This is a genomic window from Hydrogenophilus thermoluteolus (genome assembly GCF_003574215.1).
GTDB classification, from domain to species: Bacteria; Pseudomonadota; Gammaproteobacteria; order Burkholderiales; family Rhodocyclaceae; genus Hydrogenophilus; species Hydrogenophilus thermoluteolus.
On the sequence record NZ_AP018558.1, the window covers coordinates 1,914,817 to 1,927,642 of the forward strand.

Annotated in this window: 11 protein-coding genes; 6 read left to right on the forward strand and 5 right to left on the reverse strand. The window is 64.3% G+C overall.

From position 1 onward, the window contains the following. The gene (locus tag HPTL_RS09325; protein ID WP_119335735.1) at positions 1–1,842 is read left to right on the forward strand and encodes an ABCB family ABC transporter ATP-binding protein/permease; all 1,842 of its coding nucleotides are present in this window, start codon (positions 1–3) and stop codon (positions 1,840–1,842) included. Further along, on the forward strand, positions 1,839–3,548 hold the full coding sequence (locus tag HPTL_RS09330) for an ABC transporter ATP-binding protein/permease (protein ID WP_119335736.1): 1,710 nt from the start codon (positions 1,839–1,841) through the stop codon (positions 3,546–3,548). The genes HPTL_RS09325 and HPTL_RS09330 overlap by 4 nt, the downstream gene beginning before the upstream one ends. On the opposite strand, the gene HPTL_RS09335 is transcribed toward HPTL_RS09330, so the two are convergent. Then, positions 3,545–4,663, reverse strand: a complete 1,119-nt coding sequence (locus tag HPTL_RS09335; RefSeq protein WP_119335737.1) for a glycoside hydrolase family 5 protein — start codon at positions 4,661–4,663, stop codon at positions 3,545–3,547. The genes HPTL_RS09330 and HPTL_RS09335 overlap by 4 nt on opposite strands. Positions 4,664–4,807: 144 nt before the next feature. On the opposite strand from HPTL_RS09335, the gene HPTL_RS09340 reads away from it, so the two are divergent. After that, positions 4,808–5,599: an alpha-amylase family glycosyl hydrolase gene (locus HPTL_RS09340; protein ID WP_197713667.1), complete on the forward strand. Its 792-nt coding sequence runs from the start codon at positions 4,808–4,810 to the stop codon at positions 5,597–5,599. Positions 5,600–5,607: 8 nt separating this feature from the next. Here the strand turns inward: HPTL_RS09340 and HPTL_RS09345 are convergent, their stop codons facing one another. Continuing rightward, the gene (locus tag HPTL_RS09345; protein ID WP_119334379.1) at positions 5,608–6,774 is read right to left on the reverse strand and encodes an IS256 family transposase; all 1,167 of its coding nucleotides are present in this window, start codon (positions 6,772–6,774) and stop codon (positions 5,608–5,610) included. Between HPTL_RS09345 and HPTL_RS09350 the strand changes: the two genes are divergently transcribed. Genes HPTL_RS09350 through HPTL_RS09360 form a run of 3 tightly spaced genes read left to right on the forward strand, consistent with a single transcriptional unit; the run spans position 6,773 to position 9,836 of the window. Next, positions 6,773–7,699 (forward strand): alpha-amylase family glycosyl hydrolase, encoded by a 927-nt coding sequence (locus tag HPTL_RS09350; RefSeq protein WP_119335738.1) that lies wholly within the window; start codon positions 6,773–6,775, stop codon positions 7,697–7,699. The two genes, HPTL_RS09345 and HPTL_RS09350, sit on opposite strands and share 2 nt — an antisense overlap. After that, the gene (locus tag HPTL_RS09355; protein WP_170141328.1) at positions 7,696–8,766 is read left to right on the forward strand and encodes an asparaginase domain-containing protein; all 1,071 of its coding nucleotides are present in this window, start codon (positions 7,696–7,698) and stop codon (positions 8,764–8,766) included. Before HPTL_RS09350 ends, HPTL_RS09355 begins: the two co-directional genes overlap by 4 nt. Beyond that, entirely contained in the window at positions 8,763–9,836 is a 1,074-nt protein-coding gene (locus HPTL_RS09360; protein WP_119335740.1) for a glucokinase, read from the forward strand. The genes HPTL_RS09355 and HPTL_RS09360 overlap by 4 nt, the downstream gene beginning before the upstream one ends. Before the next feature lie 14 nt (positions 9,837–9,850). Here the strand turns inward: HPTL_RS09360 and HPTL_RS09365 are convergent, their stop codons facing one another. Genes HPTL_RS09365 through HPTL_RS09375 form a run of 3 tightly spaced genes read right to left on the reverse strand, consistent with a single transcriptional unit; the run spans position 9,851 to position 12,822 of the window. Beyond that, a complete protein-coding gene (locus tag HPTL_RS09365; protein WP_119335741.1) occupies positions 9,851–10,783 on the reverse strand; it encodes a histone deacetylase family protein in 933 nt (310 codons plus the stop codon). 49 nt (positions 10,784–10,832) lie between these two features. Continuing rightward, positions 10,833–11,861 (reverse strand): sigma-70 family RNA polymerase sigma factor, encoded by a 1,029-nt coding sequence (locus HPTL_RS09370; protein ID WP_170141329.1) that lies wholly within the window; start codon positions 11,859–11,861, stop codon positions 10,833–10,835. A 37-nt stretch (positions 11,862–11,898) separates the two neighbouring features. Then, positions 11,899–12,822, reverse strand: a complete 924-nt coding sequence (locus tag HPTL_RS09375; protein WP_197713668.1) for a M23 family metallopeptidase — start codon at positions 12,820–12,822, stop codon at positions 11,899–11,901. Positions 12,823–12,826 lie beyond the last annotated feature (4 nt).

Genomic DNA, 12,826 nt, shown 5'->3' on the forward strand with positions numbered 1-12,826 from the left:
ATGCGATCCGCGCTTCCTCCGCCAGATGCCACCCAAGCGACCGCCCCGTGGCAAGCGGTCAAGCAGCTGCTCAAACACCTCTGGCGGTATCGCGTGCGCGTCCTCTTGGGCTTTGTCGCGCTCATCGCCGCGAAAGTGGCGCTCGTCGCCAATCCTGTGCTATTCAAAGCGATCGTGGACGCCCTGGCCCCAACCCCACCGCAACCGGCGTTTTGGGTCGCGCCCGCTGCGCTCGTCGTCGCGTACGGCATCGCGCGCACCGGGGTCTCGCTCTTCACCGAATTGCGCGAAATCCTCTTTGCACGCGTGATCCAACGCATCAGCCGTCAGTTGTCGCTCGCCGTCTTCAACCATCTGCACGCGTTGTCGCTACGCTTTCATCTCGAACGGCAAACCGGTGCGATCACCCGTGACATCGAACGGGGCACACGCGCGATCGGCACACTCATCAACTTCACCATCTACTCGATCGCGCCGACGCTCGTCGAGATCGCGCTGGTCCTCACCCTCCTCTTCAGCCAATACGACGCCCGCTTCGGGACGATCGTCGCGGCAACCCTCGCGCTCTATATCCTCTTTACCGTGATCGTCACCAACTGGCGCACCGTCTTGCGACGCCACCTCAACCGGCTCGACGCGCAGACCCATACCCGCGCGGTCGATGCGCTGCTCAATTACGAGACCGTGAAATACTTCAACAACGAAGCGTGGGAGGCGGCGCGTTACGACCGGGATCTCGCGCAATGGCAAGAGGCGGCGATCAAAAACCAATATTCGCTCTCGGCGCTCAACCTCGGCCAGGCGCTGATCATCGCCACTGGCGTCACCCTGTTGCTGCTGCAGGCGATCGCGCGCGTCAAAGCCGGTACGATGACCGTGGGCGACCTCGTCCTCATCAACGGCCTGATGCTGCAACTCTACATGCCGCTCAACTTCCTGGGTGTGGTCTATCGCGAAATCCGGCAAAGCCTCGTCGATCTCGAACGCCTCTTCGCACTCTTTACCGTTCCGCCCGAAGTGCGCGACCCGGAAAACCCCCTCCCGCTTCCTACCGGAGCGCTCGACGTTTCGTTCGAGGCGGTCTCGTTCGCGTACGACCCCCGCCGACCGATCCTCCACGACGTCACCTTCACGATCCCGGCAGGGAAAACCGTCGCGGTCGTCGGCAGTTCCGGGAGCGGCAAATCGACCCTCGTGCGGCTCCTCTTTCGCTTCTACGACGTCCAGGCGGGCGCAGTGCGGGTTGGCGGCGTCGACGTGCGGCACCTCGCGCAAGCCGAGTTGCGGCGCGCGATCGGCATCGTCCCGCAAGACACCGTGCTCTTCAACGACACGCTCGAATACAACATCCGCTACGGAAACCCCGCAGCAAGCGACGACGCGCTCTGGGGGGCGATTCGCGCCGCCCGCCTCGACGCGCTGGTGGCGCGCCTTCCGGACGGACTGCAGACCGTGGTCGGCGAACGGGGGCTCAAGCTCTCCGGCGGTGAAAAGCAGCGCGTCGCGATCGCCCGCGTCCTCCTCAAAAACCCGCGCATCCTGGTGCTCGACGAAGCGACCTCGGCGCTCGACAGCCAAACCGAACGGGAAATCCAAACAGAACTCGCCACCGCGCGCGCCGGCCGCACCACGCTGATGATCGCGCACCGCCTCTCCACCGTGCGCGACGCCGACGAAATCCTGGTCTTGGAACACGGCCGCATCGTCGAACGTGGCACCCACGAAACGCTTTTGGCGCACAATGGCCGTTACGCCGAGCTGTGGTGGCGGCAAAGCCGTAGCGAAGGGCGACCCGCCGCGATCGACCCCTCCCCCGCCCATTTCGAGGAAGCGCGGTCATGAGCGCGAAAGCGGCGCGTTCCCATTGGCGCATCTGGTTAGCGCTTTTCTTTGCCTTCTATCGCGGTGAAACGGCGTGGCGCGCTTGGACCGTCACCGTAGGGCTCATCGTCCTTACCGTCGCGCAGGTGCTGCTTGCCGTTGCGCTCAACCATTTCATGCGCCTGCTCTTCGACGCATTCGAAAACCGGGCGCTCACGCAGCTTCCCGAACTGATCTGGCGCTTCGCGGCGCTCTTGATCGCGATCGTTGCCGTCACCAGCGCCCACCTGTGGATCAAACGGGCATGGCAACTTGCTTGGCGTCAGTTCCTTACCGAACGGTTCATCGCCCATTGGCTCGAGAAGGGTCATTACCACCGGCTCCGTCACTTGGCCGACGCCGCGGACAACCCCGACGCCCGAATCGCCGAAGACGCGCGGATCGCGACCGAAGTGGCGATCGAACTCTTTCACTCCCTTCTCTACTCGTTGCTGTCGATCACCCTCTTTGCCGACATCCTGTGGCAAATCACCCTCGACCTCGACTACGGCCCACCTGGGATGATGATTCTCCTTGCGCTGCTCTACGCTGGAACGGGGAGTGGTATCGGTTGGCTCCTCGGCCTTCCTCTCACCCATGCCACCGATCGGCTGCAGAGCCGCGAAGCCGACTTCCGTTTCGCGCTCGCGCACGTCCGAGAAAAATCGGAAGCGATCGCGATCGCGCGTGGCGAGCACCACGAACGGCAATTGGCCGCTCGCCTTTTTGCATGGCTTGCGCAAGCGTGGCGGGCACAGACCCGCGGTTACCTGGGAATCGTCACCTTTTCGACCGCATACGGGACGCTCCTTCCGGTTTTCCCCCTTTTGGTGCTCGCTACCCCCTATATCTTGGGAACGATTTCGCTCGGTCTTTTGATGCAGGCAGCACAGGCATTCGAACGACTCACCAGCGCCCTTTCCTGGCCGATCGACAACCAAGGGGAGATCGCGCGTTGCCGCGCTTCGATCGAGCGGCTCACCCATCTCTGGGAGAACCTCCAACAGCTCGACAAACAGGATCGAATCTGCCCTCTCGACGCACCGTGCGTGCGTGCAGCCGCCGTCTCGGCTCTGACGGTCGAACACCTCACGCTCACCACTCTGGGTGGTCAGACCCTCCTTGCCGATTTTTCCGCGACCGCACCTCCCCATCGCCTTACCGTCTGGAAGGTACCGGAAGAGGGGAAACTCCCGTTGATGAAATCGCTTGCCGGTCTCTGGTCATGGGGAAGCGGTCGGATTCTCTATCCGGAAGGAGAGACGGTCGCGATCTTGCCGATCCGCCCTTACCTGCCGGAGGGCACGCTCCTTGCGGCACTTACCTATCCGAACGAACCGACGCCGAGCACGCGCGCCGCACTCGAAGCGGCGCTCAGGGACTTACATCTCGAGCCTTTTGTTCCTCGGCTGGAACAACGCGAAGATTGGAACCGGACATTGCCCCCCGTCAAACAGCGACAGCTTGCCCTCGTTCGCTTGGTACGCACCCCTGCGGCATGGTGGGTGGTCGAGTGCGACCACTGGCCCGACCCGCTGGTCCTCGAAGCGCTCGCGTACACTCGCCGCACCCTCGAGAAAACGCCTGGCGTCGTGATCGTCACGGCGCACGTATCGGCATCTGAGGCACGCAACGCAACGGAGACGCTACCGGATGCCCCCACTGACCCAGGCGACGTTCGCTCCTAGTCGAGCGATGGGTAGGCGTTCGCAGCGAACGACGGGGGCAGCCACCCACGTTCCACCGCGGCACGAAACGACCACGCCGGTGTTGTCTCGGTCTTGTAGTTCCAGAAACACCAACCATCGTAGCGTTCGAACGCCAGGAGCTGGGTCGCGGCAAACGCGCGTATCGCCACCTCCTGCTGGAACGGGTCGAGGTGTTCGAGCGGATGGTTGAACGGCCCTTCGGCCCAAAGCGAGACCACCTCGAGGTCGAGCCCCAAGCTCCACTCGCCGCAGATCGTCGGCAGCTGCAAGGTTGCCCGGATTGCATCGGCCTCTTGGCGCAGATCGACCGCCGTCTTGCGCAGATGTTCGAAAATATCGGCGTCGAGGTCTTCGCGGGTAAAGCACTGATAGCGGTGGACGTCGAACCAGACGTTCTGATATTCGGGCGCGGGAAGTGCCCCCAGGTATTCACGCCAATCGCGAAAACCGTCGTGGAACATCACCGCGGCCCGTTCCGGCGGTAGGTGGCGGCGCACCGCGTCATAGGCGCGGCGGTAATAGTCAAGCAAAATCGCCGTCGGAACATCCCAGCGCGGTTCGTTCAAAAGCTCGATCCCCCAGAGCGCGCGGCTTGCCCGGTAGCGCTCAGCGATCCGACCCAACAGCTCGACCGAAAAATCGATGTATTCCGTTTGGGTGTGCCATTCACAGACATCGAGCATCCCGCCGTTGTCAAAGCCGTTTTGGCACCCCGGCGCGGCGTGCAGATCCAACAGTACCTTGAGCCCATAGGTTTCGGCCCACACGAGCGCCTGGTCGATCACCTCGATTCCGCCCGGAACGAACGGAAAGGGATTCTCCCCATATTTCGGGTGATAAGGGTACGGTGGCCCCATCACCCAGTGGCCGAAGGGAATGCGCACGAGATCGATCCCCCGTTCGGCCAGCCAAACAAAATCGTCACGGGTAATCCAGCTTGCCCAGTGCGCCCGCAGCCGCTCCGAGGCAGCCGGACCCAGCTCCACACACCAGGTGGTTTCGTCGGTTGCCGCAAGCCCCACAAAGAGGCTTGGCACCATCCACTTTTCGAGCACCAACCACGAACCGAGATTCACCCCCCGCAGCGTCGCCATCACGCCCTCCTTTCTTCACTCTTCTACGCGACGCACCATCCGTTGCGCCCCTTTTCGCAGTGTGCCGCCAAAAGCCGCACCTTCCCACCGAACCATTTGCGTTATCATTGTAGCGTCGGAATTGCCCAGAAGAACCCAAAAACGGTGACGGTGACCGCAACCTCGTCCCATCCAACCCGCTCCGCACCGCCCGCTGCTCAGATCCCACGCTGGTGGCACGACGCCGTGATCTACACCGTCTGGGTGCGGAGCTTCGCCGATGGGAATGGCGACGGGATTGGCGACCTTCAGGGGCTCATCACCCGTCTCGATGCGCTCGCGTGGCTAGGAGTCGATACCCTCTGGCTCACCCCGATCCACCCTTCCCCCAACGCCGATTTTGGCTACGACGTCACCGATTACTGCGCGATCCACCCCGATTTCGGCACGCTCGCCGACTTCGATACGCTGGTCGCTGAACTGCACCGCCGCGGCATGCGGCTGGTGCTCGATCTGGTGATCAACCACACGAGCTGCGACCACCCCTGGTTTCGCGCAGCCGAACGGGGCGAAGCCCCCTACCGGGAGTGGTACTACTGGCGCGACGCGCCCAACGACTGGGAAGCGATTTTTGGCGGCTCCGCGTGGTCGTGGAGCGAAACCGCGCAGCAGTACTACCTCCACCTCTTCCTGCCACAACAACCGGACCTCAATTGGGAAAATTCCGAAGTACGCGCAGCGCTTGCCGAAATCGCCCGCTTCTGGCTCGACCGCGGCGTCGACGGCTTTCGTTTCGATGCGCTCACCGTCCTCAAAAAAGCGCCGGGGCTACCGTCGGTCGCTCCAACAGGGGGGGAGCCGCGCTGCTTGGCCGCCCCAGAGGCCGAGGCATCTGCCGGTGCCGCCGCACCGGTTGTGCAACCTTTTTTCTGTAAATTTCCGTGGTGTTGGTCATGACGCCGGGGTTACGGGTTGAGGTTGAGATAGACCTTGCCGGTCATCCACTCGTCGTCGAGTTCGGCCAGCAGCGCCGAGACCAGGCGCAGGCAGGAATCCATGTTGGGGAAGATGCTGGCCACCCGGGTGCGTCGTCGCAGTTCCCGGTTGATGCGTTCCAGCCCGTTGGTGGTACGCAAACGGATACGGTGCGCAGCGGGGAAGTCGAACACCGTCAGGGATTCAGGAATCGCGGTTTCGGCCCACTCGGCCAGTTTCGGATGCTCCTTGCGCCAGGTGTCCAGGGCGGCTTTCAAAAGCCGCTCGGCTTCTGCCTTGTCCGGAGCATTGAAGATCGCGCGCAGTGTCGCGGCGACGTGCTTTTTCGCCTCCTGTCGGGTGACGAACTGGCCGGCGTTTTGCTGCAGATGGAACTGGCAACGCTGCCAGGGAACAGAAGGGAACACCGCTTTGCGGGCAGCTTTGAGGCCCGCATGATCATCCGCGATGATGAGCTTGATCCCGTGCAACCCTCTGGCCAGGAGGGATTCCAGGAAACGTCGCCAATTGATCTCGGCTTCCGACGTGGCCACCGTGCAACCGAGCACCCGCCGTTTGCCCGTCGCATCGACGCCGACGGCGATCAAGACGGCACAATCGACGATTCGCCCTTCCAGCCGCACTTTCTCGTAACGGGCATCCAGAAAGAGATAGGGCACTTCGCCCAGAGGACGCTCGCGCCAGGCCGCAAGCCCCTCGTCGAGCCTGGCGGCGGCACGGCTCACCTGGGCGGTGGAGAGCGAAATCTCCGGCCCCAGCAGGCGCTGCAGTACCTCGATCACCCGGCGGGTGGAGACCCCCTGGACGTACATCTCGGCCAGGGCCAGATGCACCGCCTGATCGGTGCGGGTGCCTTTTTCGAGGGCAGAAGGGTAGAAGTCGCCGCAACGCACCTGGGGCACCTGAAAGGTCAGCTCACCAAGGCGGGTGAGTACCGTCTTGGGTTTGTACCCGTTGGCGTAGTCACGCCGTCGCTCACTACGTTCATAGGGCGCCGCTCCAAGGAACTGGGATCGTTCGATCTTGGCGGCTTCATTGACGAGGATGCGCAGAGCCTCGCCGGCACCCTCCAGTCCGTGTTCGAGCAACACAGCATAAGCCATTTCCAAAGGATTGGTTTCGACACGCATCGCCATGATGGGCATACTCCTTTCTCGAAGTCATGGCGTCAGACCGAGCGCCGCGCACTTCCTGCCAGAGGCGCTAAACGGAATTTACAGAAAGGATGGTACACAACCCGCCGCACCCCCCTCCGAAAATAGGCACCCTCTGCCTCAGCCCGCCTGGAGCCATTTCCTCGCCCAACCCGGTCTCGAAGCGCTTTTTGCCGATTTCGTGCGCCGCGCCGGACTCACCCGTGACCACTTGACACTCGGGGAAGCCAACGGTCTGCCCGTCGAGCGCGCCGCGCCGTGGATCGCCGAACCCAACGGGCTGTTGTCGTTTCTGTTGCACTTCGAACTCTGGCACATCGACCGCCCCACGGCGCAAGGGGGCACGACGCTCGATACCGTCGCCTTTTCCGAAAGCTGCGTGCGCTGGTGGCAAACCGCACGGGCGCTGGGAACACGCCCCGCCCTCTACCTCGAAAACCATGACCTGCCGCGCGTCGTTTCGCGCTGGGCGGACGATCGTGATCCCGACGCCACGCGACGCGCCGCGAAAGCCTTCGCGGCGGCGCAACTGCTCCAACCGGCGGTGCCGATCCTCTACCAGGGACAAGAGTTGGGTCTGCCGAACGCACGGCTCACCCACTGGGCGCAAATCCACGACCGTGCCGCAGAGCCGACGATCGCCGCGTTGGGCGCCAAAGGGGAGACAGACAGTACGATTCTCGCCGCGCTGAGCCGCACCGGCCGCGACGCGGTGCGCACACCGTACCCGTGGGACGCCACCCAACCTTTCGGCGGTTTCTCCCCAGCCCCACCATGGACGCCGCTTCCCCCGGAGCACCTGCCGCTTGCCTGGCAACAGCAGTACGAAGACCCCCATTCCACGCTTCACTGGTACCGACACCTGATTCATCGGCGGCGACAACGAAACCAAGGAGTAACGCCGTGAGTTCCGCACCCGATCGCCTCACCCACGCGCCACCCGACGCCACGCCCCATCTGGTCTGGATCGCCACCGGCGGCACCATCGCCGGAGCGGGCGTAGGCCACACCTATACCGCTGGCGCGATCGCTGCCGAAACGCTCGCCGCCCGGTGGCGGGTTACCTCGTCCCTTCCCGTGCGCGTACGCACCCCTTACCAAATCGATTCGAAAGAGGCTACCCCCGAAACGTGGCAACAGTTGCACAAGGCCGTCACTGCGGCACTCGCCACCCCTGGCTGTTGCGGCATCCTCATCACCCATGGCACCGACACACTCGAAGAGAGCGCGGCGCTGTTGGCGCTCACCCTCGCCCCGTCGATCCCGGTCGTTCTCACCGGTGCGATGCGTCCCGCCGACGATCCGGAGTCCGATGGTGAAGCCAATTTCCGCGCTGCGCTCGCAATCGCTGCCGATCGGGCAACCCCACCCGGCGTCTGGGTTGCGTTCGCGGGCAAAATTTTCCCTGCGCTCGGCGTGCGCAAAACGCACACCTGCGCGCGCGATGCCTTCGCTGCAGTCGAACCGCTTGAAACCGCCACCACCGAACCCGCGCACACGCCAGCCCCCGCATCGGCCCGCAGCGCCCACCGCATCCCTCCAGATTCCTTGCCGCTACCGCTTCCCGCCGATTGGCCCGCTGTGCCGCTGCTCTCCTGCACCGCATGGGACGACGCCGTGCTTCTCAACGCGGCCGTGCCGGCGGCGGCTGCGTTCGTCCTGCTCTGCCCGGGTCATGGAAGCGTCCCCACGCGTTGGTACGAATCGATCCGCGCCGCGACCGCCTCCGGTACGCCCATCATCCGCGCGAGCCGCTGCAGTTTCGGCCCCGTGCTTCCCCACCCGATCGACGCCGAACTGGGCACCTGGCCTGCTGGGATCCTCAGCGCCGCACAGGCGCGCGTCGCCGCCGCGTTGGTCACGAACGCAACCCCGCTACCTGAAGCACGCGACGCGCTTTGGCGTGCGATTGCCGCCGGAACCGTTCCGTACGCGTCCTGCCCTGCGCCTCATCACGCGGCGAACCCACCATGAGCGAAAACGAAGCGCAAAAAACGCCGCAAGCGACGTTTCTCGTCGCCGACATCGGCGGCACCCACAACCGGTGGCAACGGCTTCGTCTCGACGGCGCACACCTGCACGTAGACACGACCTGGATCGGACGCAACGACGATGCCGCGACCTTTCACGAAGCGTGGCAGCGGGCGCTGACAGCACTCCCCGTCACCGAACCCCTTTCCCAGGTCGTGATCGCAGCCGCGGGGCCCGTACACGACGCAACGATCACACTCACGAACCGTCCCACCTGGCGCATCGACGCGGCAACGCTCAGCCGCGTGCTCGGCGCACCCGTTACCCTGCTCAACGACTTCGCCGCGCAAGCCTACGGGCTGCTCACGGTCACCGATGCCGAATGCGAACGGCTCGGCAACCCGTCTGAGCTTGCAGCAACGGCACCGATCGCACCGGAAACCAGCGCTGCGTCCGCGCCACGCTCGCCTCAAGCGACGGTTCCCCAACCCGGTGAACGGCCGCTCGCAGTGATCGGCCCGGGAACCGGGCTCGGGATCGCGTTCTTGTGGCAACCGGCGCGTACACCGGCACCCCTCGTCCTTTCGACAGAAGCGGGCAATCTGCGCCTACCGCTTCTGCCCGAACTGGCGACTCACTGGCCAGCGATCGCGGCAGACGCGCCGGCGCAACAACCCTATTGGGAATGGCTCCTTTCCGGCCCGGGACTCATGCGACTCCATCAGTTCCTCAACGGCGCGACGCTCGCGCCCGAAGCGATCGTCGCCGCCGCGCACGCGGACCCGGAAAGTGCCGCCGCCCACACCGTTACCCTCTTTTCCCGCTTACTGGCCCATTTCGCCGCCGAAGCCACGCTGATGGCGTGGGCGACTCAGGGCGTCGTGCTGGTCGGTAGCCTCGCGAACGCGATCGCGCCGTGGCTGCGGCGGCGAGAATGGCATGACGCGTTCCTGAGCGGTCCACGCTACCGCGACGCGCTCGCCGCAACCCCGCTTTGGCTCGTGCATGCGAGCGACTTGGGGCTACGCGGTGCGGCATATGTTGCGTTTCGCCAGGCACGCGCGGCGCGCTGACCACCAACCGAGCGCTACGCCTCGATCAACGCGCGAATGTGCGCCCCGGCCGAACGGGCGAGCGAACTCATCACGTACCCCCCTTCGAGCATCGAGACGATCGGCGCGGCCCCTCCGGTGATCTCGCGCAGACAACGGACCAACTCGTGGGTGGCCCACGCGTAATCGCCTTCGCGCAGTGCCAATGAACCCATGTCGTCTTCCAGATGGGAGTCGAACCCAGCAGAGATCAAAAGCAGCTGTGGCTGATGCGCGCGAATCGCCGGCAACCAAAGGTCGGTCACCACTTGACGGAATTCGTCACTGCCCGAACGCGCAGGCAGCGGCACATTGACCATGTGCGGCGGCGGATTTTCCGTCCCGGAATAGGGATAGAACGGGTGCTGAAAGATACTCACCATCTGCACGCGCGGGTCGTCGCGAAAGATTTCCTCGGTCCCGTTGCCGTGATGGACGTCCCAATCGACGATCGTCACCCGCTCAAGGCCGTGGTGCGCGAGTGCATGGGCTGCGGCAACCGCAATGTTGTTGAAGAAACAGAACCCCATCGCGCTGGCACGCCCCGCGTGGTGCCCCGGCGGGCGCACCAAGCAAAAGGCGTTTCCCACCTCGCCGCCGAGCACGAGGTCCACGGCGAGCACCCCTGCACCGGCGGCGCGTTGCGCGGCAACCAGCGTATCGGGGTTCATCGCGGTATCGGGGTCAAGGTGCACCAGCCCGGTGAGCGGCGCGCTCGCCCACAGTTCGTCGAGATACGCGGGGTCATGGACCCGCTCGAGCGCTTCGCGCGTCACCAGCGGCGCCTCATAGGGCACCAGATAGGCGTCTAAACCCTGCGCGATCAGATGGTCGTGAATCGCACTCAAACGCCGCGGGCATTCCGGGTGGTGGCTCCCCATCTCGTGCCGCGCGCAATCCGGATGGGTAATCAGCGCCGTCATCGTCATCCTTCCCTCCCTTTTGCTCTCTCTTTCGTTATCGGACTGGCAAGCTCTGTCAAGAGGTCAACATCTCGTCCGGTCGCACCCCGGATTGGCGTGCGATCCGGCGCAAACGGCGAATCGCCTCCATCTGGATCTGCCGCACCCGCTCCCGCGTCAAGCCGACCTCTTCCGCGAGCTCCTCCAGCGTAGCCGGATCGCGACCGTCCAATCCAAAACGGCGGGTCACGATATAGGCGTAACGGGTGGGCAGCGTATCGAGCCAGCGCCGGATCACCTCGGTCACCTCGCGTTGCGCGATCACCGTTTCGGGTTGCGCGTCGGGTTCGTCGGGCAGATTGTCGGCCCATTGCCGTTTGTCGTCGTCGCCCAACGACTCGTCGAGCGAACGCGGCGTCATCCCAACTGCTTGCAGCGAATGGAGATCGGCAAGCGCGATCCCGAGCGCTTCGGCCAATTCGCCATCGCCCGATTCCTCCCCTTGCCTCGCGCGCTCTGCCGCGCGCATCTGGCCAAGACGGCGGTGGATGTGGGTGGGCAACCGAACGGTTCGACTTTGACTGATCACCGCCCGTTCGATCGCCTGCCGAATCCACCAGGTTGCGTAGGTCGAGAAGCGAAAACCGCGTTCCGGGTCATACTTCTCCAGCGCATGCATCAGCCCAAGGTTGCCCTCTTCGATGAGATCGAGGAAGGGCACCCCGCGATGTTGATAGTGTTTGGCGATGCTCACCACGAGCCGCAAATTGCTTTCGATCATCTGCTGCCGCGCCGCTTCGTCCCCGGCTTTCGCGCGGCGGGCAAGCGCCAACTCTTCCTGTGGCGCCAAGAGGCTGATCGAGCCGATCGCGTCCAAGTAGCGGTGAGCCAGATCGGAGAAGAGTTCGTCGTCGAACCGCTCCTCGGTGTCATCCACGCACGCGTCGGCCACCGACGTCTCGGAATCGAAATCCGGCGCGTCGTCGAACGCCGCCGAGGTATCGCCGTCCAAAGGCGTTTCGCTGGGTTCGTTCCCTTGCGCCCTGTCGACGTCGGACGCGTGGGTCTTCTGTGGTTCGGTTTTCGTCGTTTTCGTGCGCCCCATCACTCCTCCCTCCGATCGCCGCGAAGCGATCGTTCGGTCACGTTTTGGGTAACACGGTCTCCGGGTCGATCGCTTTACCCGCGCGGCGGATCTGGAAGTGGAGTTTCGGCCGATCGGCATTACCGCTTTTCCCCATCCGCGCGATGATCTGGCCCCGTTTGACCGTATCGCCTTCTTTCACGACTACCTTGTCGTTGTGGGCATAGACCGAGACGTAGTCGTTTGCATGTTGCAGGATCACGATCAGCCCGAACCCCTCGATCCCTTCGCCGACGTACGAGACCGTCCCGTCCATCGCCGCATAGACCGGATCGCCCACGTTGCCGCCGATGTCGATCCCTTTGCGGATTTTGCCGTCGAACGGCGCAAGCACCGGACCACGCGCTGGCCACGTCCAACCGCTGGCGTTCGCAGGGGGTGTCGTTGCGGGCTGTCCGGTGGCCGTTGCGGTGCCGCTCTCTGGCGTACCGACCGGAGCCGTAGCCGTGAGCGGCGGCGCACTCAAACGCCCGCCAGTGGCAACACCGGTCGAAGAAGCGGTGGATCCGCCCGGCATCCCCGCACCACCCTGCGCATCCGGCCCAGTCGCTGTCGTGCTCGGCGTGCCCACAGGGAAAACCTGAACGCCCGTTGCCCCCCCACTTGGCGTCGCCCCCGGACGCAACCGCAGCTGCTGTCCAACGAAGATGCGATCCGGGTCGCTCAAGCCGTTCAACTGCACCAACGTTTCAGGCGCGACACCATAGCGGCGGGCAATCGCAAAGAGCGTCTCACCGGGTGCGACTTGATGGAATTCGGGGAGCGACGCCGCCCCCACGCTTCCCCCGCCAACCGTCGGTGCGGTTGACGCCCCGCTACTGCGGTCGACCACCGGGGATTTCACCGGTGTTGCACACCCAGCGAGCACGACCATCGCCACCGTCGCCCACAATCCGACTCGCATCGCAATCCGTTCCCTCATGTCC

What these genes read in the sequence shown, in the direction of transcription:
- HPTL_RS09325 (WP_119335735.1), top strand. Translation starts at nt 1, where the DNA reads ATGCGATCCGCGCTTCCTCCGCCAGATGCCACCCAAGCGACCGCCCCG.
- HPTL_RS09365 (WP_119335741.1), bottom strand. Translation starts at nt 10,783, where the DNA reads ATGACGATGACGGCGCTGATTACCCATCCGGATTGCGCGCGGCACGAG.
- HPTL_RS09350 (WP_119335738.1), top strand. Translation starts at nt 6,773, where the DNA reads ATGATGGGCATACTCCTTTCTCGAAGTCATGGCGTCAGACCGAGCGCC.
- HPTL_RS09330 (WP_119335736.1), top strand. Translation starts at nt 1,839, where the DNA reads ATGAGCGCGAAAGCGGCGCGTTCCCATTGGCGCATCTGGTTAGCGCTT.
- HPTL_RS09360 (WP_119335740.1), top strand. Translation starts at nt 8,763, where the DNA reads ATGAGCGAAAACGAAGCGCAAAAAACGCCGCAAGCGACGTTTCTCGTC.
- HPTL_RS09345 (WP_119334379.1), bottom strand. Translation starts at nt 6,774, where the DNA reads ATGGCGATGCGTGTCGAAACCAATCCTTTGGAAATGGCTTATGCTGTG.
- HPTL_RS09335 (WP_119335737.1), bottom strand. Translation starts at nt 4,663, where the DNA reads ATGGCGACGCTGCGGGGGGTGAATCTCGGTTCGTGGTTGGTGCTCGAA.
- HPTL_RS09375 (WP_197713668.1), bottom strand. Translation starts at nt 12,822, where the DNA reads ATGAGGGAACGGATTGCGATGCGAGTCGGATTGTGGGCGACGGTGGCG.
- HPTL_RS09370 (WP_170141329.1), bottom strand. Translation starts at nt 11,861, where the DNA reads ATGGGGCGCACGAAAACGACGAAAACCGAACCACAGAAGACCCACGCG.